This window comes from Psychromarinibacter sp. S121, assembly GCF_049801035.1.
Classification (GTDB): Bacteria; Pseudomonadota; Alphaproteobacteria; order Rhodobacterales; family Rhodobacteraceae; genus Psychromarinibacter.
Map to the genome: position 1 here is coordinate 21863 of NZ_JBNAGE010000003.1, position 24057 is coordinate 45919.

General features: G+C 67.0%; 22 protein-coding genes. 10 read left to right on the forward strand and 12 right to left on the reverse strand.

The genetic code is table 11. From position 1 onward, the window contains the following. Positions 1–43 precede the first annotated feature (43 nt). The gene (gene rimO / locus ACP156_RS13835; RefSeq protein ID WP_425051941.1) at positions 44–1414 is read right to left on the reverse strand and encodes a 30S ribosomal protein S12 methylthiotransferase RimO; all 1371 of its coding nucleotides are present in this window, start codon (positions 1412–1414) and stop codon (positions 44–46) included. Between the two features lie 92 nt (positions 1415–1506). Beyond that, a complete protein-coding gene (locus tag ACP156_RS13840; RefSeq protein ID WP_425051942.1) occupies positions 1507–3378 on the reverse strand; it encodes a BTAD domain-containing putative transcriptional regulator in 1872 nt (623 codons plus the stop codon). Positions 3379–3522: 144 nt separating this feature from the next. Here ACP156_RS13840 and ACP156_RS13845 point away from each other — a divergent pair, with 144 nt between their 5' ends. Both ACP156_RS13845 and ACP156_RS13850 read left to right on the forward strand, forming a co-directional pair. Continuing rightward, complete coding sequence (locus ACP156_RS13845) at positions 3523–3729, forward strand: hypothetical protein (RefSeq protein ID WP_425051943.1); 207 nt, start codon at positions 3523–3525, stop codon at positions 3727–3729. Between the two features lie 121 nt (positions 3730–3850). Continuing rightward, entirely contained in the window at positions 3851–5836 is a 1986-nt protein-coding gene (locus ACP156_RS13850; RefSeq protein WP_425051944.1) for an AsmA family protein, read from the forward strand. A 74-nt stretch (positions 5837–5910) separates the two neighbouring features. Here the strand turns inward: ACP156_RS13850 and ACP156_RS13855 are convergent, their stop codons facing one another. After that, positions 5911–6486 (reverse strand): GcrA family cell cycle regulator, encoded by a 576-nt coding sequence (locus tag ACP156_RS13855; RefSeq protein ID WP_425051945.1) that lies wholly within the window; start codon positions 6484–6486, stop codon positions 5911–5913. Positions 6487–6617: 131 nt separating this feature from the next. Then, positions 6618–7532, reverse strand: coding sequence for a DMT family transporter (locus ACP156_RS13860; RefSeq protein ID WP_425051946.1), 915 nt, complete (start codon positions 7530–7532; stop codon positions 6618–6620). Between the two features lie 250 nt (positions 7533–7782). Here ACP156_RS13860 and ACP156_RS13865 point away from each other — a divergent pair, with 250 nt between their 5' ends. From ACP156_RS13865 to gndA, 3 genes are all read left to right on the forward strand, one after another. Then, entirely contained in the window at positions 7783–8973 is a 1191-nt protein-coding gene (locus ACP156_RS13865; protein WP_425051947.1) for an aspartate aminotransferase family protein, read from the forward strand. 71 nt (positions 8974–9044) lie between these two features. Further along, positions 9045–9971 (forward strand): ornithine carbamoyltransferase, encoded by a 927-nt coding sequence (gene argF / locus ACP156_RS13870; RefSeq protein ID WP_425051948.1) that lies wholly within the window; start codon positions 9045–9047, stop codon positions 9969–9971. A gap of 108 nt (positions 9972–10079) precedes the next feature. Then, on the forward strand, positions 10080–11492 hold the full coding sequence (gene gndA / locus ACP156_RS13875) for an NADP-dependent phosphogluconate dehydrogenase (RefSeq protein WP_425051949.1): 1413 nt from the start codon (positions 10080–10082) through the stop codon (positions 11490–11492). A 123-nt stretch (positions 11493–11615) separates the two neighbouring features. On the opposite strand, the gene hrpB is transcribed toward gndA, so the two are convergent. Both hrpB and ACP156_RS13885 read right to left on the reverse strand, forming a co-directional pair. Then, the gene (gene hrpB / locus ACP156_RS13880; RefSeq protein ID WP_425051950.1) at positions 11616–14027 is read right to left on the reverse strand and encodes an ATP-dependent helicase HrpB; all 2412 of its coding nucleotides are present in this window, start codon (positions 14025–14027) and stop codon (positions 11616–11618) included. 7 nt (positions 14028–14034) lie between these two features. Further along, entirely contained in the window at positions 14035–14736 is a 702-nt protein-coding gene (locus ACP156_RS13885) for a DUF3108 domain-containing protein (RefSeq protein ID WP_425051951.1), read from the reverse strand. A gap of 81 nt (positions 14737–14817) precedes the next feature. Between ACP156_RS13885 and meaB the strand changes: the two genes are divergently transcribed. The 4 genes from meaB to rpmB all read left to right on the forward strand — a co-directional run bounded on the left by meaB (position 14818) and on the right by rpmB (position 17204). Next, positions 14818–15795, forward strand: coding sequence for a methylmalonyl Co-A mutase-associated GTPase MeaB (gene meaB, locus ACP156_RS13890; RefSeq protein ID WP_425051952.1), 978 nt, complete (start codon positions 14818–14820; stop codon positions 15793–15795). A 110-nt stretch (positions 15796–15905) separates the two neighbouring features. Next, complete coding sequence (locus ACP156_RS13895) at positions 15906–16328, forward strand: organic hydroperoxide resistance protein (protein WP_425051953.1); 423 nt, start codon at positions 15906–15908, stop codon at positions 16326–16328. A gap of 3 nt (positions 16329–16331) precedes the next feature. Next, positions 16332–16817, forward strand: coding sequence for a MarR family winged helix-turn-helix transcriptional regulator (locus ACP156_RS13900; RefSeq protein WP_425051954.1), 486 nt, complete (start codon positions 16332–16334; stop codon positions 16815–16817). Positions 16818–16916: 99 nt separating this feature from the next. Continuing rightward, on the forward strand, positions 16917–17204 hold the full coding sequence (gene rpmB / locus ACP156_RS13905) for a 50S ribosomal protein L28 (protein WP_425051955.1): 288 nt from the start codon (positions 16917–16919) through the stop codon (positions 17202–17204). A 72-nt stretch (positions 17205–17276) separates the two neighbouring features. Here rpmB and ACP156_RS13910 read toward each other — a convergent pair whose 3' ends face one another. Further along, positions 17277–17972 (reverse strand): NAD-dependent deacylase, encoded by a 696-nt coding sequence (locus tag ACP156_RS13910; protein WP_425051956.1) that lies wholly within the window; start codon positions 17970–17972, stop codon positions 17277–17279. Positions 17973–18064: 92 nt separating this feature from the next. On the opposite strand from ACP156_RS13910, the gene ACP156_RS13915 reads away from it, so the two are divergent. Continuing rightward, complete coding sequence (locus tag ACP156_RS13915) at positions 18065–18517, forward strand: low molecular weight protein-tyrosine-phosphatase (protein ID WP_425051957.1); 453 nt, start codon at positions 18065–18067, stop codon at positions 18515–18517. A 16-nt stretch (positions 18518–18533) separates the two neighbouring features. On the opposite strand, the gene ACP156_RS13920 is transcribed toward ACP156_RS13915, so the two are convergent. From ACP156_RS13920 to ACP156_RS13940, 5 genes are all read right to left on the reverse strand, one after another. Beyond that, positions 18534–18833: a hypothetical protein gene (locus tag ACP156_RS13920; protein WP_425051958.1), complete on the reverse strand. Its 300-nt coding sequence runs from the start codon at positions 18831–18833 to the stop codon at positions 18534–18536. Between the two features lie 135 nt (positions 18834–18968). Then, complete coding sequence (locus tag ACP156_RS13925) at positions 18969–20051, reverse strand: DUF1513 domain-containing protein (protein WP_425051959.1); 1083 nt, start codon at positions 20049–20051, stop codon at positions 18969–18971. Between the two features lies 1 nt (position 20052). Next, positions 20053–21063, reverse strand: coding sequence for an imelysin family protein (locus tag ACP156_RS13930; protein WP_425051960.1), 1011 nt, complete (start codon positions 21061–21063; stop codon positions 20053–20055). 1 nt (position 21064) lies between these two features. Further along, the gene (locus ACP156_RS13935; protein ID WP_425051961.1) at positions 21065–22582 is read right to left on the reverse strand and encodes a di-heme oxidoredictase family protein; all 1518 of its coding nucleotides are present in this window, start codon (positions 22580–22582) and stop codon (positions 21065–21067) included. Between the two features lie 182 nt (positions 22583–22764). Beyond that, positions 22765–24039, reverse strand: coding sequence for an imelysin family protein (locus ACP156_RS13940; protein ID WP_425051962.1), 1275 nt, complete (start codon positions 24037–24039; stop codon positions 22765–22767). Positions 24040–24057: the final 18 nt, after the last annotated feature.

Sequence of the window (24057 nt, forward strand, 5' to 3'; positions counted from 1 at the left end):
GGGCTGGCCCCTCGCTTCCTGGCTTGGGACAGGGACTTCAGGTTCAGACCAGCCGGCCCCACAGGTCGTATTCGCCGGCCTCGTCGACTTCGACCGTCACGATGTCGCCCGCGGACAGCGCTTCGAAGCCTTCGTCGATGAACAGGTTGCCGTCGATCTCGGGGGCGTCGTGCATGGTGCGGCAGGTGGCGGCGTCTTCCTCGACGAGATCGACGATGACCTGCATCCGCTTGCCGACCTTGGCCTCCAGCCGCGCCTCGGAGATGGCCTGCGCCTTCTCCATGAACCGCTCCCAGCGGTCCTGCTTGATCTCTTCGGGCACGTGGTCGGGCAGCGCGTTCGAGCGGGCGCCGTCGACGTTTTCGTATTTGAAACAGCCGACGCGGTCGAGTTGCGCCTCGTCCAGCCAGTCCAGCAGGGTCTGGAACTCGGCCTCGGTTTCGCCGGGGTAGCCGACGATGAAGGTCGAGCGCAGCGCGAGGTCGGGGCAGGCGGCGCGCCATGCCGCGATCTCGTCCAGCGTGCGCGCGGCGGCGGCGGGGCGAGCCATGCGGCGCAGCGTGTCGGGGTGGGCATGCTGGAACGGGATGTCGAGATACGGAAGCACGCCGCCGGTCGCCATCAGGTCCGTCATCATCGGCACAAGCTCGCGGACGTGCGGATAGGGATAGACATAATGCAGCCGCACCCAAGCGCCCAGCTGGCCAAGGTCGCGCGCCAGGGACAGGATCGGCGCCTTCTCGTCGCGGTCCTTCCAGTCGGTGCCGTAGGCCGAGGTATCCTGGCTGATCACCAGCAATTCGCGCACGCCCGCCTCGACCAGTTTCTCTGCCTCGCGCAGCACGGCCTTGTGCGGCCGCGAGGCGAGTTTGCCGCGCATGTCGGGGATGATGCAGAACTTGCAGGCGTGATTGCAGCCTTCCGAGATCTTCAGATAGCTGTAGTGCCGGGGCGTCAGCGACACACCGGTCGAGGGCAGCAGGTCCACGAAGGGATCGGGTGACGGCGGCACCGCGCCGTGCACCGCGTCCAGCACCTGCTCGTACTGGTGCGGCCCCGTCACGGCCAGCACTTTCGGATGCGCGCCGGTGATATACTCCGGTTCCGCGCCAAGGCAGCCGGTCACGATCACCCGCCCATTCTCTGTCAGCGCCTCGCCGATGGCGTCGAGGCTTTCGGCCTTCGCACTGTCGAGGAAACCGCAGGTGTTCACGATAACCGCGTCGGCGCCGGAATAGTCGGCCGAGATGCCATAGCCTTCCGCCCGCAGCCGCGTCAGGATGCGCTCGCTGTCGACCAGCGCCTTGGGGCAGCCCAGCGAGACCATGCCGATGGTCGGCTGGCCGTCGCGACGGGTCTCGGATACGCGGGCGCGCGCCAGATCGGGGCGCAGGTCGGGAGGATTCTGGGACATGCGCGCGATATAGGGCCTAAGCGACGCTGACGGAAGCGGTCATTCGGGGCTGCTGGCGTGGATCAAGCCCGGCCGGGACGCGCCGCGCGCCTTCATCCTTCCGGCAAGCCCAGACGCCGCAGGGCGTCGACATAGTCCGGCTGGAAGTCGCGGGCCGAAGGCGGGATGCAGTTCATCAAGTATCGCGCGGTCAGGTGCGGATAGTGTTCCAGCAGTTTTTCGAGTGCCGCGTCCGAGTCTGCGTCGCGTCCCATCAGCTTGTAGACCCCGGCCAGCACCCGGTAGACCCAGGTGCAGCCGGGATTGGCGTGCATGCCTTCGTGGATCAGGCGGATCGCCTCCTCGTAGCGACCCAGCACGCGTACGGCGACGGCTTGCCCGAAGAAGATGTTGAAACGGAACGGGTCCAGCGGGCTAAGTTCCTCGGCCCGGTCGAAGACGTCCAGCGCGTCGGCGGCGCGGTCGATATAGGTGTACAGCCAACCCCGACGCATCAGACCCCACGCGTTGTTCGGGTCGATGGTCAGGGCGCGGTCGATGATCCGCTCGGCCAGCCGCACCTCGCCGGAAGAGAGGGTGATCGCCGCACCGATGGCGACAAGGGACGGCGCGTGGTCGCCTACCCGTTCCAACGCCGCGCGCGCGGTGGTCAGGGCGGCGCGGTGGTCGCTGTCGGGATCGTCGGACCACATGTAGGACGGCTGCTGCGCCAGCGCCCACGCTTTGTAGGCCAGCGCCGGGGCATAGTCCGGGTCGCGCTCCAGCGCCGCGTTCAGCAGGGCGACGGCGCGGGCGTTCTCGTCTTTCTGATGGGCCCAGAAATGGGGAAGGGCGGTCAGCACGAGATCGTAGGCGGACCGGTCCTCGGGCCGGAAACTGCGGGCGCGCAGGATCTCGGCACGCCGCAGGCTGGGCGAAAGTTGGCCCGCCACATGGGCGGCGATCCGGTCCTGCAGGTCGAACAGGTCGTCCATCCGGTCGTCGTATCGTTCTGACCAGAGCGTCTCGCCGGTTTCGCCACCGACCAGTTGCACCGCGATCCGGACCCTGTCGCCCGAGCGGCGTACCGAGCCTTCGACAAGATAGTCGGCCCGCAGGCGGCGCGCGGTCTCTTGCACGTCCAGCGCCTCGCCCTTCAGCGCAAAAGCCGACTGGCGCGCGATCACGCGGAAGGCCTGCACATGGCTGAGCGCGCCGGTGATCTCTTCGACGATGCCGTCGGCGAACATGTCGCCGGCCCCGCCGGACAACTCGTCGAACGGAAGCACGGCGACGGCGGGCTCGCGCCCCTCGGGGCGGGCGGCGGCCGGGGCGCGGACCCCATCGACCAGCGCCTGCAGGTCGGCGGGCACCTGTGTTCCGTGTTCGGTGTGCTGCCGTTCGACGTAGCGGCGAAACGCGGCGTGGGCGGTTGCGCGGTCCCCGCCCGCCGCGACGGCGTCGATCAGGCAGCGCAACGCCGCTTCGCTGTCCGGGGCGTGGTCAAGCGCGCGGGCCGCTTCCGCCTGCGCCGTCCTGCCGTCGCCGGCCGCCAAAGCCGCACGGGCGGCGGTCAAAGACCTGTCGGCCAGATCGTCGGCCCGCCGCGAACGTGCATCGCGCAGCCAGTCCTCGAACGCGCCGGAACTGATCGCGACACCGTCCAGCAGCACCGCGCCCGGAGGTGGGGGCGCGACAGCCGCACCAATCAGCCGCACGCAGTCGCGGTCCGCGTCAAGCACGCCTTCCGGCAGCACCTTGCGCAGCGCCGACAACTCTTGCCGCAGCGATCCGCGCGCCTGCGTCTCGGCGCGGTCGCCCCACAGCAACGTCGCCAGCGTCTCGCGCGAGGCGCGGGTATCGGGCGACAGCGCGAGGAACGCCAGCATCGCCCGTCCGCGCGCAGACAGACCGGCGACGGGCGCGCCGCTTTCGTCCCGCGCCTCGAACGGCCCGTCGATCCTCAGTTCCAGCTTCGATTGCATGCCGCGTCGCTTCGTGAATTCCCGCAGCATCATTTTTGACGCGCTTTTGACGGAAGGCCACCCGGAAATCGGGGTCGCTTTGACGAGAACTCTACGGTCGTCTGCGACAGTGAGTCCAACGAAGCAACCCAAGGAGTTGGACCGATGACCACCCGTACCGAAAGCACCGCCCGTTTCGTCCCGCAGGTCACGCGCCGCAAGGGCCTGCTGGCCTGGCTTCTTCAGCGTGACGCGCAGTATCGCGAAAGCCGCAAGATGCAGCGTATGACCCCGGAACAGCGCCGCGACGTCGGCCTGCCCGCCAGCGATGCGCCGATGGCGAACAAGTTCTTCCTGACCGGCCAATGGTGAAACCATCGGGCCGGGATGACGGAAAACTCCCGCCGTTCTCCCGGTCTGCCGCTTCGCCCGCTTGAGTGGCGGGGCCGCGCCGCCTATCCTGACGGTAATTAATCAGGGCAGGGGCAAGAAAATGCGTTGGATCGTCCGGATCGTGCTGGCGCTGGGCGTCGTCGTTTTGCTTGGGGTGGCGGCCTTGCTGCTGTTTCCCACCGAACGGATCGCACGCATCGCCACCGAACGTTTCGAGGCCGCGACGGGCCGCGAGATGACCATCTCGGGTGATATCCGTCCATCCATCTATCCTGTTCTGGGCGTTTCCACCGGACCGGTGACCATCGCGAATGCCGACTGGTCCGACGCGGGGCCGATGCTGAAGGCGGACGGTCTGTCATTGGGCGTCGACCTCATGGCGCTGATCCGGGGTGACATCCACATCACCAACGTCGCGGCGGATGCGCCCGAGGTGTTGCTGGAAATCGCGGCGGACGGACGCCGGAATTGGGATATGTCCAGCCCTGCCGCCGCCGATACCGTCCCGACCGAAGAGGTGCCCGAGACGGTCGAGACCCCCGGCGGCCTGCCGGTCTTCGCAGTGGACGAGGCACGGGTGACGACCGGGCGGGTCGTTTTCATCGATCACGCCGCCGGGGCGCGCACGGAGGTCTCCGCAATCGACGTGACGGCGCATCTTCCCGATTTCGGAGGCGCCGCCGATGCAAAAGTCTCGGCCATTATGCGCGGACAGCAGGTCGGGGCCGAGGTGACGGTGTCGCAACTTGCCGCTTTCCTGCAAAGCGGAGCCGTTCCCGTCAGCCTTGCCGCCACCGTGGGGGGCAACAGCATTGCCTTCGACGGTCGCGCCGGTCTGTCGCCGATGGCGGCGGGCGGCCGCCTGACGGCGGACATGGCGGCGATGGCGGACCTGTTCGCTCTGCTCGATCAGCCTGCACCGGCGATCCCCGAGGGGCTGGGCCGCAAGATCGCGTTGAACGCCGAGGTGACGGCCACGGATGAGGGGCGGCTGACCCTGCGCGATGGCACCCTGACGCTGGACAGCAACCGGCTGGCGGTCGAGGCGGATGTGGACCTGTCGGGGGCGAAGCCCAGCATCGTAGGCCGGCTGACGGGCGGGGCACTGGACTTCTCTGCGCTGGGTGGTGGCAGCGGCGGGAGCTCGGGTGGTGGATCCGGCGGTGGCGCGGCGACCGGCTGGCCGACGGACCGCATCGATGTCAGCGCGCTGCACACGGTGAACGCGGATATCTCGCTTGCGGCGGACAGCGTCGATCTTGGCATCGTCTCCCTGGGCCGGACCGGTCTGCGCACGACCCTGGCCGACGGCCGCGCCGTCACCGAGATCCGCGAACTGGGCGCATATGGCGGCACCATCGCCGGCGCCTTCGTGGTCAACGGGAACGGCGGTCTGTCGATCCGCGCGAACCTGACCGGCGCGGGGCTCGCGCTGCAACCTCTGCTGGTTCAGATGGCGGACTATGACCGGCTGGACGCGCCGGCAGAGTTCACGCTGAACATGCTGGGCGTCGGGGACAGCGTCGATGCACTGATGCGCAGCCTTTCGGGCGACGGCGCGCTACAGCTTGGGCAGGGAGAGATGCGTGGGCTCGATATCGCCGGGATGATCCGCAATCTTGACGCCTCTTACGTGGGCGAGGGACAGAAGACGATCTTCGACAGCGTCGGGATGACCTTCACCGTGGACGGCGGCGTGCTGCGCAACGACGACTTCGCACTAGCCGCACCGATCCTGACGGCGACGGGCGAGGGGACGGTTGGTATCGGCGAGCAGGTTCTCGACTATCGCCTGTTGCCGGTTTTGCTGGAACAGCAGACCGGGCAGGGCTTGCGGGTGCCGCTGATCATCTCGGGGCCGTGGGCCGATCCGCGCTTCAAGCTGGATCTCGAAGCGATGGTCAAGCAAGAGTTCGGCGACGAGATCGAGGAACTGAAAGACCGGGCCGAAGACGTGGTGACCGAGAAGATCAGCGAGGAACTCGGGATCGAGGTCGAGAGCCTCGACAACATCGAGGACACGCTGAAGGAAGAGCTTACCAACCGCGCGGCGGGAGAGTTGTTGAAGCTGCTGGGCGGGAACTGATCCCGCGACACCAATGCGACAAAAGAAAACGCCGCCCCGGAAGGACGGCGTTTTTCGTTTCGGTCTGGCCTGCCTTAGCGGCGACGGTCGCGGCGCGAGCTCATCGGCTGGAAGGCGACGCTGACATGGGCTTCGCAATAGGGCTTGCCGGCCTGAACCGACAGGCCGCAGAACCAGAAGTCATCGGTCGCCGGATCGCCGATCGGCCATTTGCAGGTCCGCTCGGTCAGTTCCATCAGGCTGATGCGCTTCGCCTTCTTCTCGACCTCGCGCACGTTGGCGAGCGTCTCGGGGCTGATCTCGTTCGCCGAAGGCTGCGGCGGCAGCGGCTGCCCGGCGGGGATGATCGCCTTGCGGGCGACCGGCGCGGGCTTCTCGGCTTCGACGGCAGGAGCGGCGGCTTTCGCGGGCTCGGGCTTGGGCGCGGGTTTCGCGGTCTCGGCGCGGGGTGCCGGCTTTTCAGTCTCTGCCGGTTTCGCCTCGGCGGTAGAGCCGCCGCCGCTGGCGCGGTTCGACAGGCCCAGACGGTGCACCTTGCCGATCACGGCATTGCGGGTGACGCCGCCCAGTTCCTTGGCGATCTGGCTGGCGCTCTGGCCTTCCGACCACATCTTCTTCAGAAGTTCCACGCGCTCGTCGGTCCAGGACATGTCCGGTTCCTCAATCTCTCAACAACGGCTCTTTCGCGCCGGGCAATATGCCGCCCGACCCGCGAAGGCCGAATTTCATCTGGGTCATCCTATTTTATGGATCATGGCAGCGGATACAAGGTCACCCGCCGTCAGGGCGGGCCCGATGCGGCATTTTCTGGCGCACCGTGCCGCCTTCGCGACTCGCGCCATGCCAACAAAGCCGCACCGGCCACGATGATCGCCGCGCCAAGCCAAGACACCGCGTCCGGCACCACGCCGAACACCGCGAAATCGTAAAGCGTCGCGAAGACGAGCGTGCCATAGCTGAACGGCGCGACCAGACTTGCGTCCGCCCGCGCCATCGCGTTCACGAAACAGATCTGGGCGGTCAGCATCGCCAGCCCGATCGCCGCCAGCGCGGCCCACTGGGCGGCGGTGGGCGGGGTCCAGACCGGCAGCACCGCAAGCGTCGCGATGCAAAGGCCGAAGCCGTTATTGATCAGCAGGATCTGGAACGGCCCCTCGCGGCCCGACAGGAACTTGATGCTGATGACCTCGGCCCCCAGCATCACCGCCGCGCCAAGGGCAAGCAGGGCGGCGGGCTGGAACGTCTCGGGGCCCGGCCGCAAAAGGATCATTGCCCCCGCCAGCGCGATCACGGCGGCGGACCAGCGGATGCGGCCCACCGTCTCGCCCAGGATCGGGATCGCCAGCAACATGGCGAAGACGGGGTTCAGGAAGCTGATCGCGGTGGCGTCGCTGAGCGGGATGAAGGCCGCCGCCGCGAACATCAGACTGACGCCCGCCCAGCCGAACAGCGAGCGCAGCGCGTGGACCTTCCAGCGTGGCGACTCCAACCGTAGCCGCAGGGTGGCGGCGGCAAAGCCGATGGCGAGGAAGGCGAACAGGAACCGCCCGTGGCTGACCTGCAGCGCGTGCAACGGAGGGCCGAACCGGCCCGTGCCGATGGCCTTGGCCAGCAGGGTCGTGGCGGCGATGAAGACCGTCGCCAGCACCATCAGCAGGATGGCCAGCCGGGTGTTCTGAACGCGGGGCGCAAACATGCCTGTGCTATGCGCCGCGGGCCGTCCTTGGGCAATCTGTTAAATTCCCCGCTTCCCTTCGCGACCCGCCTGCGGTATCGACCTCGGCATGATCGTACGCGCACATACGCTTTCCGCACGACGCCGACGCTAAGCCGCCGGCGAACGATCCCGCATGGGCCACCGGACCATGCACCTAGATACCCCCTCAAACATTGACAGCCTGCCGTCTATCCGGCACTTCAAAGGCTTCCATACAAGGACCATCGACATGATCCCGTCCGTTCTGCCGACCTATAACCGGGCTCCGCTTTCCTTCGTGAAAGGCGAGGGCAGCTGGCTGATCGACACCGAGGGGCGCCGATTTCTGGATCTCTGCGCCGGGATCGCCACCACGTCGCTGGGCCATGCGAACCCGGACCTTGTCGCCGCGCTGACCGAGCAGGCGAATGCCGTGTGGCACGTCTCGAACCTTTACACCATTCCGCAGCAGCAGAAGCTGGCGGACATGCTGGTCGAGAACACCTTTGCCGACACCGTGTTCTTCACCAACTCGGGCACCGAGGCCTGCGAACTGGCCGTGAAGATGGCGCGCAAGCACCAGCATGACGCGGGCCATCCGGGCAAGACGCAGATCCTGACCTTTACCGGCAACTTCCACGGCCGCTCTTCTGCCGCCATCGCCGCCTCGGGGACCGAGAAGATGGCGAAGGGCTTCGAGCCGCTGCTGCCGGGCTTCACCATCCTGCCCTTCGGCGACATCGATGCGGTGAAAGAAGCCGCGGGCGAGAACACCGCCGCCATCCTGATCGAGCCGATCCAGGGCGAGGGCGGCATACGCCCGCTGCCGGACGACCAGCTTCAGGCGCTGCGGACGATCTGCGACGAGACTGGCGCGCTGCTGATCTTCGACGAGGTACAGTGCGGCATGGGTCGGACCGGACGTCTGTTCGCCCATGAATGGGCTGGTGTGACGCCGGATATCATGATGGTCGCCAAGGGCATCGGCGGCGGCTTCCCGCTTGGTGCGGTGATGGCGACCGAGCATGCCGCGTCCGGCATGGTCGCAGGCACCCATGGCTCGACCTACGGCGGCAACCCGCTGGGCTGCGCCGTCGGCGCCAAGGTGATGGAGATCGTCACCGGCGAGGGTTTCCTTGACGAGGTGAACCGCAAGGCCGGTCTGCTGCGCCAGAAGCTTGAGGGGCTCGTGGCCGCGCATCCCGAGGTGTTCGATCACGTGCGGGGGCAGGGCCTGATGCTGGGCCTTGTCTGCAAGCCCGCCGTGCAGGCCGCCGACGTGGTCAAGGCGGGCTATGCGCAGGAGATGCTGCTGGTTCCGGCGGCCGAGAATACCGTCCGCCTGCTGCCCGCGCTGACCATCGGCGACGATGAGATCGCCGAAACCGTCACCCGCCTCGACCGCGCCGCCGCCACCCTTGACGTGACGCAACCCGCCTGATCCCCCAAAAGGGTCAAACGACAAACGGCGTCCCGGGGCACCGGCCTTGGGATCGCCGCAAGGAACTGACGATGAACCATTTTCTCGACATTCACACGACCGATGCCAAGGACCTTCGGTCGATCATCGACACCGCGCAGGCGATGAAGACCGCGCGCAACGGCCGCCCGAAAGGCACCAAGGACGACGACCAGCCGCTGGCGGGTCGCATGGTTGCGCTGATCTTTGAAAAACCCTCGACCCGGACCCGGATTTCCTTCGACGTGGGCGTGCGCCAGATGGGCGGCGAGACGATGGTTCTGTCCGGCGCCGACATGCAGCTGGGCCATGGCGAGACCATCGCCGACACCGCCCGCGTGCTGTCGCGCTATGTCGATCTGATCATGATCCGGACCTTTGAAGAGGCGACGCTGCTGGAGATGGCGGAATATGCCGACGTGCCGGTGATCAACGGCCTGACGAACCGCACGCACCCCTGCCAGATCATGGCCGACGTCATGACCTTCGAGGAACACCGCGGCCCCATCGCCGACAAGAAGGTCGTGTGGTCCGGCGACGGCAACAACGTCTTCGCCTCCTTCGCCCATGCGGCGGGCCAGTTCGGTTTCGACCTGACCTTCACCGGCCCCGAGACGCTGGACCCCGAACCCGCGTGGTTCGAGTACTGCGCCGGCAAGGGCCGCCCGATCACGGTACAGCGCGACCCGGTCAAGGCGGTCACCGACGCCGATCTGGTGGTCACCGACACCTGGGTGTCGATGCACGACCCGCAGTCGGCCCGCGAGCGGCGCCACAACCAGCTTCGCCCCTACCAGGTGAACGAAGCGCTGATGAAACATGCCAAGGACGACGCGCTGTTCATGCACTGTCTGCCCGCTCACCGCGACGACGAGGCGACCAGCGCGGTGATGGACGGCCCGCATTCGGTGATCTTCGACGAGGCAGAGAACCGTCTGCACGCCCAGAAGGCAGTCATGCGCTACTGTCTGGGCGTTTGAACGCATAGCAGCCAGTCAAAGCCGCCGCGATCGCCCGATCTCGGCGGCTTTCGCTTGTCTGAGCCGTCTTCGCGCATACGTTAGCGCAAGCAGGATATGGAGACGACTATGGCAGACGCACGCATCGGGCTTGTTGGCCTTGGGGTAATGGGCGCGAACCTCGCGCTGAACATCGCGGAAAAGGGCTTCCCCGTCGTCGTCCACAACCGCACCACCAGCGTGATCGACGATTTCATCGCCAACGCCGGTGATCTTGCGGACCAACTGGTCGCGGCCGAAGACTATGCCGCGATGGCCGCCGCCCTGACACCGCCCCGCGCGATCATCATCATGGTCAAGGCTGGTGGCCCGGTCGATGCGGTGATCGACGACCTGAAGCCGCATCTCGACAAGGGCGACATCATCATCGACGCCGGCAATGCCGACTTCCACGACACCCGCCGGCGCGAAGCTGCGCTGAAGGACGAAGGCTTCCGCTTCGTCGGCATGGGCGTGTCGGGCGGCGAGGAAGGCGCGCGCCACGGGCCCTCGATCATGGTCGGCGGCGCGCCTGCGGCCTACTCGGAACTGTCCGAGATCGTCGAGGCCATTGCCGCCAAGTATCAGGATGTGCCCTGCGCCGCCCACATGGGCCCCGACGGCGCGGGCCATTTCGTGAAGACCGTCCACAACGGCATCGAATACGCCGACATGCAGATGATCGCCGAGATCTACGGCATCCTGCGCGACGGCGACGGGCGTTCGCCCGAAGCCATCGGTGAAATCTTCGCCGAGTGGAACCAGGGCCCGCTGCAATCCTATCTCGTCGAGATCACCGCCGAGGTACTGCGAGCCACCGATCCCGAGACCGGCGCCCCGATGGTCGACATCATTCAGGATACGGCGGGCCAGAAGGGCACCGGCCGCTGGACGGTGATCGAGGCGCTGAAGCTTGGCCAATCCCCCTCGACCATCGAAGCGGCGGTCGCCGCGCGGTCGTGGTCGGCGGGCAAGCCGCTGCGCGAAGCCGCCGAGGGGCTGCTTGGCGAACTGCCGGGCGCGGAAACCGCGTTGCCGCTGCTGGAAGGCGATCTGGAACGCGCGCTGCTTGCCGCCCGCATCATCGGTTACAGCCAGGGCTTCTCGCTGCTGCGGGCGGCGTCGGACGAGTTCGACTGGAACCTCGATCTGTCGTCCGCCGCCGAAATCTGGCGCGCGGGCTGCATCATCCGGTCGTCGTTGCTGGACGATATCGCCTCGGCCTTCCGCGACGATCTTCCGGGCGACACGCTGGTCCTCGCGCCTGCCTTCGTAAGGATGCTGAACGACGCGATCCCGGCCCTGCGCCGGGTGGTGTCGCAGTCGGCGATCAACGGTCTGGCCGTTCCCGCGCTGTCCTCGGCGCTGGCCTATTACGACACGCTGCGGAAGGGTCGCGGAACCGCCGCGCTGATCCAGGGCCAGCGCGACTTCTTCGGGGCGCACGGGTTCGAGCGGACCGACAAGGATGGCACCGACTACCATGGACCGTGGGGCCAGTAGCGCCCGCGGCCAGCGATCACGAGAAGGGCCGCCGGTGGGCGGCCTTTCATTTTTCAGGCTTTTGACGCTGATTTTTGCGGTCTTTGTCGGCCAAAGATTCACAAATCCAACAGGTTGCCGCTTCTACTTTCGCGGCTTCGCCCGAAGGGTCGGGTCGGCTTGTGTGGGATCTTCCGGCCACGGATGCTTGGGATACTGCCCGCGCATGTCTTTCCTGACGTCTGCATAGCTTGTCGCCCAGAAGCCTGGCAAGTCGGTCGTGACCTGCACCGGTCGCCGTGCCGGAGACAGCAGCGTCACCCGCAGCGGCAGCCGTTCCGGACCGACGACCGGATGTGTGGTGACGCCGAACATCTCTTGCAGGCGCACCTCGATGCCCGGTGCGCCTCCGGCATAGTCGACGGGAACCTTCCGCCCCAGCGGCGTCTCGAAATCCGAGGGCGCGAGCCGGTCCAGCTCTTGCTGCTGCGCCCAGTCGAGCCGCGACAGGATCGCCGCCGACAGGTCCAGCCCCTCTAGCGAGCGGCGGCCCACCAGATGCGGATACAGCCAGTCGTCCAGCGCCGCCATCAGCCCGTCATCTGAACAGTCGGGCAGGTCCGCGCCCTGCGACCGCAACAGTTCAATCCGCGATTGCACGCGGCGCGCGCGGTCGGACCACGGCAGGCCTATGTCGCGCGCCGCGTCGAGAAGGGCGCGGGCGAAGGCTTCGGCGGGCGGGTTCTTCCAGACGCGGTCGTCCAGCACCAGCGCGCCGAACATCTCGTGCCGCCGCGCCTCGACCCGGCGGTGCCGTTTCGACCAGCGGCAGACGTCGTGCCATGCGATGCGGTCGGCATAGAGGCCGCGCAGTTCCGCCTCGGTCATCGCAACGGCCTGCCGGACCTTCGCCTCGCGCCCGCGACCGTCAAGATCGGTCGCCACGATCAGGCGACTGCCGGCCAGTGCATCGGATGCGTCCATCTCGGCCCCGGTGCCGCCGGACAGCAGCCAGCGCGGCGCGTCGCCGGGGCGGCGCAGACCAACACGGTCGGGGTAAGCGAGGGCCGCCATTTCGGCAGGGGACAGACCCCTGTCGCGCCCGCTCGCCAGCCGCGCCAGTCGCTTCGCCTCGGACGCGATCCGTTCCAGACCGGGGTTGCCCCTTGGCCGTTTCAGCGCCCGCAGCCGCAGCGTCAGGTCGCAGCCTTCACCCCGCAGCGGATCGCGTTCGTTCAATAGGGCGGCCAACTCTGCCGCAGAAGGCCCCGCCGATTCCAGCATATGTGCAAGCCGGGGATGCAAAGGCAACGCCGCCAGCCGCCGGCCGTGGTCGGTGATGGATCCGCTCGTATCCAGCGCGCCAAGGTCGCGCAGAAGCGCCTGCGCGTCGTCCAGCCCGCCGTCCGGCGGCGGGGTCATCAGCGCTAGATCGCCGGTCCCTGCCACGCCCCACAGCGCCAGTTCCAACGCCAGCCCGCAGAGGTCGGCGGTGACGATCTCGGGTGGCGGGAACGCCAGCAGCCCGCCTTCCTCGCCCTTCGTCCAAAGCCGGTAGCAGACGCCCGGCGCCACCCGTCCGGCCCGGCCCCCGCGCTGGGTCGCCTCGGCGCGCGTCACGCGCTCTGTCACCAGCCGCGACATGCCCCGGCCCGGATCGAACCGCGCCCGCCGCGCCTGCCCGCCGTCCACCACGACCCTCACGTCTTGAATGGTCAGCGCCGTTTCCGCGATGGAAGTGGCCAGTACCAGTTTGCGCCCGTCCTTCAGCGGCGACACAGCCGCGCGCTGGGCGGCGAAGGGCAGGGCGCCGTACAGCGGCTGAACCCGAACGTCCTTCGGCAGCCGCCCCTCTAGCGCCGACTGCACGCGCCGGATCTCTCCCTCGCCGGGCAGGAAGGCGAGGATACCACCCTCGGTCTCACTCGCCGCCTGCACCAGCAGATCCGTCATCGCGGTATCGAACCAGACGCCCTTCGGCACCGGCTTTTCCAGCCAGCGCAGGTCGACCGGATAAGACCGACCTTCAGAGGTTACGACCGGCGCGTCCAGCATCGCGGCCACCGGTTCGGCGTCCAGCGTGGCCGACATCACCAACACCAGCATTTCGGGCCGAAGCGCGCCGCGCACCTCCCACGCCAGCGCCAGACCAAGATCGGCGTTCAGGCTGCGTTCGTGGAATTCGTCAAAGATCAGCGCCCCGATCCCGGTCAGTTCGGGGTCGGATTGCAGCATTCGTGTCAGAATGCCTTCGGTGACCACCTCGATCCGGGTGGCCTTGGAGACCTTGGTGTCGCCCCGCATCCGGTAGCCGACGGTTTGCCCGACATCCTCGCCCAGCACTTCGGCCATCCGCACGGCAGCGCCCCGCGCGGCCAGCCTGCGGGGCTCCAGCATGACGATCCGTCCATCGGCGGGCAGTCCAGCCTCTAGCATCGCCAGCGGCACCCGCGTCGTCTTGCCCGCGCCCGGAGGCGCCTGCAGCACGGCAACCCCCGGCCCGCGCAGGGCGGCCAGCAGGTCGGGAATGGCGTCTTCGATCGGTAGCGTGCTCACCCGCGCCTTATCGGCGATCGACCGTGGCAAGACCATAGACCGATTGCACCTCGACCCGCTCGGCGCTCAGTCGGCCATCCGGGCCGGGGGTGTAGCGGACGGTCATGGGAAAGAAGACATGGCGGCTGAGTTCTTCTTCGGTGAACCCTTCCAGCCGTCGGTATTCGCCCGCGCAGGTCACGCCACCCGCGACGGCGCGTTGCGGACCAAGCCGCACGTGGCTGCGCCGCGCACCGTCGAACAGCACCAGCGTCTTGCCACAGGCCATGCCGTCGCCCAGCACCGCCCACATCGCGGTCAGCGGATCGAGCGTGCCGCCCTGAGTTGCCGGGTCGGGGCTGTCCGCGCCCGGCGGCCGGGGCGAGGTATAACTGCGCACCTCGGGCACGCCGCCCACGTATTTCAGCTCCGCTTCGGACTGCCGCCGTCCGGTATCCGCCGTCTCGGCATAGCTGGCGGGCCGGAAGCGTCCGTTCTGCACCGTCCCCCACGCCCGTGCACGGTACGAGAATGGCCGGAAGAACCCCACCGCGCCCACGCTGTCCACGGCGGCGGCCACCGAATACTGGCCGGGCGCTTCTTCGACCGTCAGCCGCAGTTCGCCAACCCGGAAGCCGCGGATCGCGATGTCGTACCGCGACACGGCGCGGTCGGCGGCAAGCGCCAGACCGGGAAGAAAGACACAGAGAACAAGGGTTAGGACGCGCATCGGCTGGACATTCCCGCAGCTGAGAGGGCACACACTTAACATCCTGTCGCTTTTGGTGACAGCCGAGTAAAGGGGCGGCCGATGACCGGACCGGACACGCAGACTCTCGCCGACCGCGTCGCCGCCGGAGAGCGCCGCGCCCTCGCGCGTGCAATCACGTTGGTTGAAAGCAATCGCGCCGATCACCGCATTGCCGCGACCGCGCTGATGGATGCGCTGCCGGATCGGCAGGCGCTGCGGATCGGTCTGTCGGGCACACCCGGCGTTGGCAAATCCACCTTCATCGAAGCCTTCGGCAAATCGCTGACCGGGCAGGGCATGCGGATCGCGGTGCTGGCGGTCGATCCGTCCTCGGCGCGGTCCGGCGGGTCGATCCTTGGCGACAAGACGCGGATGGAACAGCTTAGCCGCGATCCCAACGCCTTCATCCGGCCGTCTCCGGCGCAGACGCAGCTTGGTGGCGTGGCGCGGCGCACGCGCGAGGTGATCCGGCTGTGCGAGGCGGCAGGCTTCGACGCGGTGATGATCGAGACGGTGGGTGTGGGCCAGTCCGAGACGATGGTCGCCGACATGACCGATCTGTTCGTGCTGTTGCTGGCGCCGGCGGGCGGCGACGAGTTGCAGGGGGTCAAGCGCGGCATCATGGAGATCGCCGACCTGATCCTTGTGAACAAGGCGGACGGCGACCTGAAACCCGCCGCCACGCGGACCTGCGCCGACTATGCCGGAGCGTTGCGGCTGTTGCGAAAGCGGCCGCAGGACCCGGAGGGATTTCCGAAGGCGCTGACCGTCTCGGCCCTGACGGTCGCCGGGCTGGACGCCGCGTGGGCCGACATGCAGGCGCTGACCGAGTGGCGGCGCGAGAACGGGCACTGGGACCGGCGGCGTCAGGATCAGGCGCGGCACTGGTTTGAAGAAGAGGTCCGGCAGGGCCTGCTGGCGCGTCTCACCGGGGATGCCGAAGCGAAGGCGCGGTTGCAGGCGCTGGGCGATGCAGTGGCGCGAGGTGACACGGCCCCGGCTGCTGCAGCACAGGAAATGCTCTCGACGCTCCGCTGAAGCGGATTTCCGAAAGATTTGACCCCCCGAGAAAACGACGGCTTCGGTCTTGACAGATTTAAATTTCGCACAATTTAATTGTGGGAGTGTAAATCTGAAAGGACCTACCGATGGTTGCCTATACCTCCACCGTCACCTCTACCGGCGGCCGCAACGGCCATATCGAATCCGAAGACGGCCTGCTGTCCACCGACGTCGCCATGCCGACCGCCATGGGCGGCACCGGCACGGCCACCAACCCCGAGCAGCTGTTCGCGGGCGGGTTCGCCGCTTGCTTCGGCAGCGCCGTGATGGGCGTCGCGAAGAAGCACAAGGCCGAGTTGAAAGACGATGACGTCAAGGTGGTCGCCACCGTGGGCATTGGCCAGAACGCGACCGGCGGCTTCGAGCTGACGCTGAAGCTGGATGTCGAGATCGCGGGCGTCGACCAATCGACCGCCGAGTCGATTGCCGCGTCGGCGCACAAGGTCTGCCCCTATTCCAACGCGACGCGTGGTAACATAGATGTAGATGTAACCGCGAAAGCCGTGTGAGTGATGGACGAGTTCGACGACCTTCTGAAGCTGGACCTGCAGATCTGCTTTCCGCTGTATGCGGCGTCGAACCTCGTCACGCGCACCTATCGCGGCGTGCTGGAGCCGCTGGGGCTGACCTATCCGCAGTACCTTGTTCTGCTGGTGCTGTGGGAGGCGGACAGCCCGCAATCGGTAGGCTCGTTGGGCGAACGGCTGCATCTGGACAGCGGCACCCTGACGCCGCTTCTGAAGCGGATGGAATCGGCGGGCCTAGTCCGCCGGTCCCGCGACCCGAAGGACGAACGCCGCGTGCTGGTCGCGCTGACGGACGAGGGGCGGGCGCTGAAAGCGAAGGCCGCGCGGGTTCCGGAGACGCTGTTCGACGCCTTTGGCATGTCGGCGGAAGACATCGAGGCGCTGCGCGATCAGTTGCAGGATGTGGTCCGCCGCCTGTCGAAACGGGACGTTCCGGCAAAGCCCGGCGATTCCGGCCCGAAAGCGGGATGAATCACTTGACGCCCGGTTTGAATTGCCTTTAAAGCACCCGAACTGAATTCACGGCGCTGCGAATGCGGCGCCTGACCGCTTTAAGCCGAGGATGAAACCATGTCGCGCCGCTGCGAACTGACCGGAAAAGGTCCGATGGTTGGCAACAACGTCAGCCACGCCAACAACAAGACCAAGCGTCGCTTTCTGCCGAACCTGAACGACGTGTCGCTGATGTCCGAAACGCTGGGCCGTCCGGTCAAGCTGCGGATCTCTGCCGCTGCCCTGCGCACGGTGGACCACCGCGGTGGCATCGACGCCTTCCTTGCGAAAGCCAAGGATGCAGAGCTGTCGGCCAACGCGCTGAAGATCAAGAAAGAAATCGCGAAGGCTCAGTCAGCCGCCTGATCCCTTCCGGGTTTCTTGTCTGACGGCCTCGTTCCACCGGGAACGGGGCTGTTTGCATTTGTGGCGTCGGGTCTATCCGCCCAGAACCTCGGCCACCCACGCGGGCACGATGTCGGTGGCCTTGCCCTGCCGCTGCTGGTCGAAGTCCAGCACATTGGCAGAGGCTTCGAGATTCAGTTCCAGCGTTTCTGCGCCGGCGTCTGACGCGACGCGGACGAATCCCGCCGCGGGGTAGACCTCTCCCGAGGTTCCGATGGACACGAACAGGTCGCAGTCGGTCAGCGCCTCGAAGATCTCGTCCATCAGATAGGGCATTTCCCCGAACCAGACGACGTCCGGCCGCGTGGTGGGTGCGCCGCAGGCGGGGCAGGGGTCTTCGGGCCGGGTGGCCGCAGGCGCGTCCCAGCGCGCGCCACAGGCGGCGCACAGGGCGCAGGCCAGTTCGCCGTGCATGTGCCAGACCGCACGGCTTCCGGCGCGCTCGTGCAGGTCGTCGATATTCTGGGTAACCACCAGCACTTCGCCGCTGGCAAGCCCTGTCTCCAGCCGCGCCAGCGCCGCGTGGGCCGCGTTCGGGGCCGCGCCCCGGCAATTGTCGCGCCGGGCGTTATAGAAGTCATGCACCAGCGCCGGGTTGCGCGCGAACCCTTCAGGCGTCGCGACGTCGTTCAGGTCGTATCTGGTCCACAGCCCGTCCACGTCGCGGAATGTGCCAAGCCCGCTTTCCGCGGATATCCCCGCCCCGGTCAGGATCACGATTTTCGGCATTGGCTGGCCCCCTTCTTCGCCCCGAGACTGCCCGCCAGCGCCCGCGACGGCAACGCTTGACCTTCCCGCCCGCAGGCCATTTCCTGACGCCCATGATCCAAAGTGTCCTGTTCGTCTGCCTTGGCAACATCTGCCGGTCCCCGATGGCCGAGGGTGTGTTCCGCACCCTTGCCGAACGCGAGGGGCTAGATCTGACCATCGACAGCGCCGCCACCGGCGACTGGCACACCGGTGATCCTCCCTATCCGCCAGCCATCGAAGCCGCCGCCGCGCGTGGCTATGACATCTCGGCGCAGCGTGCGCGGCAGGTGAGGCCCGACGATTTCATGCGCTTCGATCTGGTGCTGGGCATGGATGGATCGAACCTGTCGAACCTTCAGGCGATCCGGCCCGAGGGCGGCGTCGAGCCGAAGCTGTTTCTAAGCTATGCGCCTGAAACGGGGCGCGATGCGGTGCCCGATCCCTATTACACGCGCGATTTCGACGAGGCGCTGGACCTTGTGGAAGCGGGTGCGAAAGGGCTGCTGAAGGCGATCCGGGGCTAGGCCGCCGTCCGCCGCGTCAGCGGCAATAGCTTTCCGCCGTGGCGCCGAACACCTTGTAGCGCTTCCAGAACACCTCGTGCGAGGCATTGTCCGACTGGCGGATCTCCTGCGCCATATGCGGGTCCTTGAAGAACCGTGCCGCCATCCGCTGGTCGCTGGATGACAGCGTGCGGTCCGCAACGGCCTGAATGCAGCCGCACAATTTCGGGTTCGCCGCGCCACGGGGGGACGACAGGCAGGCGCGTTCGATTGCGCCCGCATAGGCGGTTCCGGAACACAGCAAGGCCAACGCCGTCGCAACGATCAATTTCCGCATGCCTTGCTCCTGTCCCGTACCTGCGAAGTTAACGCAATTATACAATTCCGACTTTCTGCCAGATTCGCGGCGATCCTCAAAACCAAATTATGGTTTTGAACCGGCAACCTGCAAAGAGTTGATGAAGTCGCAGGGTCAGGCGCGGACCGGTGACGGAATGCGGACAAGGTGGTTGTCCCATGCAACCGCGTGGCGCGACAGGTCCATCCCGGGCGTAGAGATGAGCCCGGTTCCGGCGGTGAAGACGAACCCGTCCGGACCCGCGTTCACACCGCAGACGTCCACGCTTTCGACCGTGTCCACCAGCGCCGCGTCGTCAGACGAGAACACCTGCACCAGCCCGCCGCGCGGCGAGGTGATGGCGAACCGGTCGCCGTCGTCGGAGAAAGAAACGCTGCCGGCATAGCCTTCCATCCGACGGTGGCTCTCTGCGTCGGCCATCGCAAACCGCATATCGCCGCCGCGGCGGTGCAGACCGGCCAGCGCCGGGCTGTCGGTCACGTCGCCTTGCCACTGCATCGCGAAGGCCACCAGCCCGTCGGCGCGCACCGAAAGATGGCGCAACGAGTTCTTGTGGTAGTCGCGCGGCAGGTCGACCGTCTCAAGCAACTCGCCCCCGATGGTGACGTAGGACAGGTTCGGCTGCATCATCGGGATGTTCAGCTTGGCGCGGCCCGAGGCCGGGTGCGTCTCGATCCCGCCATTGGCAACGGCCAGTACGTCAGTGCCGGGGATCAGCAGCGTGTCATGCGGCCCGACCCCGCCCGAGTCGAATTCGCCAAGGCGTGTGTAGCCGGCGGTTGCGTCCCACATGCCGATCACGCCGCGCGCGTTCTCGAAGTCGTTCTCGGGCGTGAACAGGATGTCGCCGCCCGGAGAGAACGCGCCGTGGCCATAGAAGTGACGGCCCTCGGGGGCTTCCAGCGTCGCGTGGATACGCCCGCCCGCGCAGTCCAGCACCACGGCGAAGGTGCCGGGGCGGCGCGCGAAGGCGACGGCTTCGGGGCGGGTCGGGTGCGCGGCTGCGGCATGGCCACGGTCGGGCAGGGGCAGGCGAAACACCTCTGCGCCAGTGTCGGTCAGCCCGAACAGGTTGTAGGCACCGTCCGGCAGCTGCGCCGCCGCAAGATAGGCGGGCGCCCCGGCATCGGCCCAGCTGACCTTCGGCGTCAGACCTGTCGCCATCAACCCCGCCAGAAATCCGCGCCGCGTTGCCATTTCAGTCTCCGTCCATCGCGTTGAATCCGGTGCCCACGCCAAGAAGCGGCCCCAGCGACGTGCCAAGCAACTCGCGGATGCGGTCGATGTTCTGTTGAAGGATCTCGATCTTCAGCCGTTGCTGCGGATCGTCGACACCTTCCAGAACCGGGTCATCCTCCAGTTCCTTGGCCTGCTCGAACGCGCGGTCATAGGCGGCATCAAGCGTGTCGGTGACCGTCTCGGAGTCTTCGGCCAGCAGCCGGACCAGTTGCCGCGTGCCTTCCAAAGACAGCACCACGTTGCGCAGCGCGCGGCCCGAGCGGCGCGCCTCTGCCCGGTTTGGGCGCGGTCGGTCGAAGGTGCCCAGCGGACGGCCAAGCCGGGTGTCGGAAGTGAACTGCAAACCGGTCGCGACCGCGCCGAAGAACCGCTGCGCCGCTTCCTCGCGGCTGCGGTAGGTGTCGTTCTCGCCCGCCGTCAGCATCACCTCGGCATAGCCGTCCTGCCAGCCGGCAAGGATCGCCTCGGCGTTGGCCTCGATGTCGCGCGCCACGGCCCGAACCAGGGCGCAGCGGTAGTCTTCCGGCTCGGCGGCGGTGAATTGCGGATCGTACAGCAGGAATTCCATCGCGTAGAAGCCGCGCGCGGCGATCGAGACGTGGGAGAATTCTTCCTGCGTTTCGATCACCGGATCCTCGGTCTCGATCAGCGTGGCCAGCTCGCGCGGGGTGAAGCCGCGGGTGTCGGGCCAGAAAGCCAGCGCAAAGGCGCGGTCCTCGTCCTCGGATGGCCCGAAACGGATATGGCTGACCCGCACCCACGCGTCGAAGGCGGCGTTATAGGCGGCGCGCAGATCGTGACTGTCGGCGCTGCAACTGGCCTGTGCGGCGGTGTCCAGTTCCACGGCGCGCCGCGCCAGCGTCTCGTAGCCGGGGATCACGTGGCGGTCGATGATCGTGCCGATGTCATAGGCCGAAGCCGTCGCGGCGCTGACGAACAACGCGAGGCCGGAGAGAAGGTTACGCAACATATCAAAGGCTCTCCAGGAAACGGATCAGGGCGGCGCGATCCTCGGGCGGCATGTCGACCACCGCATCGCGCTGTGCCTGTGCCTCGCCACCATGCCACAGGATCGCCTCCAGAAGCGACCGCGCACGGCCATCGTGCAGGAAATAGGTGTGACCCGACACGGTCTCTGTCAGGCCGATCCCCCACAGCGGCGGCGTGCGCCATTCATAGCCGTCCGCGCGGGCCTCGGGTCGGTGGTCGGCCAGCCCTTCACCCATGTCATGCAGCAGCAGGTCCGAGTAGGGCCAAATCAACTGGAAGCTCTGCGCGACCTCGCCCTCAAGCCGGTGGGTGACAAAGGAAGGCGTATGGCACGAGATGCAGCCGGTCTCATAGAACACCCGCTTGCCGTTCAGCACCTCGGGGTCGCCCACGTCGCGCCGGGCGGGCACCGCGAGGTTTTGCGAGTAGAAAGTGACCAGATCCAGCCCCTGCTGGTCGATCTCGTACACCCGGTCGTCCCCGTCGCCATGCCGCGCGGCCATGCAATCCGCCTGAAGGTCGGTGCATTCGCCCGCCCCGGACGTGAACAGCGGGTTGGAGATGCCGATGTCGCCGACGAAGGCCGACGCGGTCTGTTCCATCACCGTCGGATTGCCGGCCTTCCAGCCGAACCGGCCCAGCATCGGAATGTCGTACTGCGCCGACCAGACGATGTTCGGCCGTCCCGAAACGCCGTCGCCATCCGCGTCGTCTTCGTCCGCGTTCGCAAGGATGTCGGCCGCCGGGATCGCTTCCAGCAGGCCCATCCCCAGCATGTGCGGCGCGACACGGGGGCTAAGCATCGCGTCCGGGTGCAGGGGGCCATAGCCAAGGGCGTCGGCGGTGTAGGTCGGTTCGCGCAGATAGGCGACCTCGCCCCCCGACAGCGGCACCTCGATCTCTTCATAGTCGATCTGAAGCTTGTACTCGGCGGCGTGGCCGGGCAGTGCGAAATCCTGAAGCTGGGTGCCGTAGGTCGGCTCGGGCAGCGTGGCGATATAGTCCTCGATCTCGGCGATACCGTCTTCGGGGCCGCCGGGAATGGACACGCGCAGGAACATCGAAACGGCGTTGTCCTCCGGCCCCTCTGGCGGGTGGCCGCGGCCGTCCTTGATGTGGCACCGCTGACACGAGCGCGCGTTGAACAGCGGCCCCAGACCGTCCGAGGCCAGCGTCGACGAGGGCGCAGAGACCCAGATCTTCTTGAACAGCCCGTTGCCGACTTTGAATTCCAGCTCGCCCTCGAAGCCGATGTTGGCGGACGGCTGCGAGAAGGCATCGGCGTTGTCGCGGGCGCGGACGGTGGTGGCGCCGGCGGACATTTCCTCGAACCGGGCCGGGGTATCGAATGTATCGGCAGGCGTCGTGACCGCTTCGATCCGCGCGCTTTCGTCGTCGGTGCGCGGGATGATCTGAAGGTGCGGTTCGTCAAGCGGGCCGCCGATTGCGGCGCTGGCGATGCAGGTGAGGGCGAACGCTAGTGCGGGCTTGCGTGTCACGGGACGTCTCCGGCTTCGATCGCTGCGGTTATCTTATGAAAGCTGTCGGAATTGAAGCCCTTCAGGTTCAAGACTGGGCAACGGCGGGTGTGACACCTTGGCGCTGAGGGCGTTGCGGCAGGGCTTCGCAAACCAAAACGGCCCCGCGATGCGGGGCCGTCCGGTTTGCCTGATGGCTGGTGTTACTGGAACACCGCGTCCGGGTCGTCCAGCGAGTCGGAGCCTTCGAACTCGATCTGGTCCAGACCCAACGTCGAGACCACGCGCTCGATGCTGCCCGTCTGGTCGATCAGCGCGTTGACGCCGCCCATCACAAGCCGTTCGCCGTCGACATTGCCGCGTTCCAGCATCTGGTCATAGGCAAAGCCCGCTTCGGCGGTGGCCTTGATCTGACCCAGCGCCCGCATGGTGGCGGCCAGTTTCAGCTGCATCTCGGTGTCGAGATCGGCATCGGTCGCGGCGACCAGATCGCTCAGCGACGCGCCGTCCACGACGCTGCCGTCGATGCGGGCATATTCGCCGAGATAGACGTTCTGGATGCCCATGCCGTCGTAGTAGTGGCTGTTGTGCGTGTTGTCCGAGAAGCAGTCGTGCTCTTCCTCGGGGTCGTTCAGCATCAGGCCAAGGCGCATACGCTCGCCCGCCTGCTCGCCGTAGGACAGGCTGCCCATGCCGGTCAGCATCGCCACGATGCCGGCGTCGACGTCACCCATCAGCGTCGTGCGGGCCTCGCCGCCTTCTTCCCACTGGGCGGTGATCCACTCGAGATCCGAGATGAGAAGTTCGGTCGCGGCCGAAAGATAGTCGGCGCGGCGGTCGCAGTTGCCGCCGGTGCAGTCGTCGCCCTGCAGGTAGTCGGTGTAGGGACGGGCGCCCGCGCCGGTGCCGTGGCCGTTCAGGTCCTGACCCCAAAGCAGGAATTCAATCGCGTGATAACCGGTGGCGACGTTCGCCTCGACACCGTCAGCCTCGTGCAGCGTGTCGGACAGCAGTTCGGGCGTGATGTCGGTCGCGTCGATCTCTTCGCCCGACAGGGTGAAGGTCGGGTTGGCGATGACGTTCAGCGCCGCGAATTCGTTCTCGTCCGTCGGGCCGCCGTAAGAGCCGTCCACATAGTCGATCAAGCCTTCATCCAGCGGCCATGCGTTCACCTTGCCTTCCCAGTCGTCGACGATCGCGTTGCCGAAGCGGTAAACTTCGGTCTGCTGATACGGCACGCGGGCGGCCAGCCATGCCTCTTTCGCGGCCTGAAGCGTCAGGTCGGACGGTTCGGCGATCAGCGCGTCGATCGCGGCCTTCAGCGTCTGGGCAGTCGCGAGGCTGTCAGCGTATTTGGCGGCAGCAATATCCGCATAGGTGGTCAGAACGGCCTCTTTCGAGACGTCGGCAGCAAAAACGCTGCCGGTCAGGCCGAGGGTGAGGGCCGTGGCGCTCGCGGCGGTCTTGAGGTGTCGCATTTGGCTAGTGGTCCTTAT

Coding starts and splice junctions, on each gene's coding strand:
- ACP156_RS13895 (WP_425051953.1), top strand. CDS start 15,906: ATGGTTGCCTATACCTCCACCGTCACCTCTACCGGCGGCCGCAACGGC.
- ACP156_RS13940 (WP_425051962.1), bottom strand. CDS start 24,039: ATGCGACACCTCAAGACCGCCGCGAGCGCCACGGCCCTCACCCTCGGC.
- meaB (WP_425051952.1), top strand. CDS start 14,818: ATGACCGGACCGGACACGCAGACTCTCGCCGACCGCGTCGCCGCCGGA.
- ACP156_RS13930 (WP_425051960.1), bottom strand. CDS start 21,063: ATGTTGCGTAACCTTCTCTCCGGCCTCGCGTTGTTCGTCAGCGCCGCG.
- ACP156_RS13855 (WP_425051945.1), bottom strand. CDS start 6,486: ATGTCCTGGACCGACGAGCGCGTGGAACTTCTGAAGAAGATGTGGTCG.
- rimO (WP_425051941.1), bottom strand. CDS start 1,414: ATGTCCCAGAATCCTCCCGACCTGCGCCCCGATCTGGCGCGCGCCCGC.
- ACP156_RS13920 (WP_425051958.1), bottom strand. CDS start 18,833: ATGCGGAAATTGATCGTTGCGACGGCGTTGGCCTTGCTGTGTTCCGGA.
- gndA (WP_425051949.1), top strand. CDS start 10,080: ATGGCAGACGCACGCATCGGGCTTGTTGGCCTTGGGGTAATGGGCGCG.
- ACP156_RS13925 (WP_425051959.1), bottom strand. CDS start 20,051: ATGGCAACGCGGCGCGGATTTCTGGCGGGGTTGATGGCGACAGGTCTG.
- ACP156_RS13910 (WP_425051956.1), bottom strand. CDS start 17,972: ATGCCGAAAATCGTGATCCTGACCGGGGCGGGGATATCCGCGGAAAGC.
- ACP156_RS13900 (WP_425051954.1), top strand. CDS start 16,332: ATGGACGAGTTCGACGACCTTCTGAAGCTGGACCTGCAGATCTGCTTT.
- argF (WP_425051948.1), top strand. CDS start 9,045: ATGAACCATTTTCTCGACATTCACACGACCGATGCCAAGGACCTTCGG.
- ACP156_RS13850 (WP_425051944.1), top strand. CDS start 3,851: ATGCGTTGGATCGTCCGGATCGTGCTGGCGCTGGGCGTCGTCGTTTTG.
- ACP156_RS13860 (WP_425051946.1), bottom strand. CDS start 7,532: ATGTTTGCGCCCCGCGTTCAGAACACCCGGCTGGCCATCCTGCTGATG.
- ACP156_RS13845 (WP_425051943.1), top strand. CDS start 3,523: ATGACCACCCGTACCGAAAGCACCGCCCGTTTCGTCCCGCAGGTCACG.
- ACP156_RS13840 (WP_425051942.1), bottom strand. CDS start 3,378: ATGCAATCGAAGCTGGAACTGAGGATCGACGGGCCGTTCGAGGCGCGG.
- ACP156_RS13915 (WP_425051957.1), top strand. CDS start 18,065: ATGATCCAAAGTGTCCTGTTCGTCTGCCTTGGCAACATCTGCCGGTCC.
- ACP156_RS13865 (WP_425051947.1), top strand. CDS start 7,783: ATGATCCCGTCCGTTCTGCCGACCTATAACCGGGCTCCGCTTTCCTTC.
- rpmB (WP_425051955.1), top strand. CDS start 16,917: ATGTCGCGCCGCTGCGAACTGACCGGAAAAGGTCCGATGGTTGGCAAC.
- ACP156_RS13885 (WP_425051951.1), bottom strand. CDS start 14,736: ATGCGCGTCCTAACCCTTGTTCTCTGTGTCTTTCTTCCCGGTCTGGCG.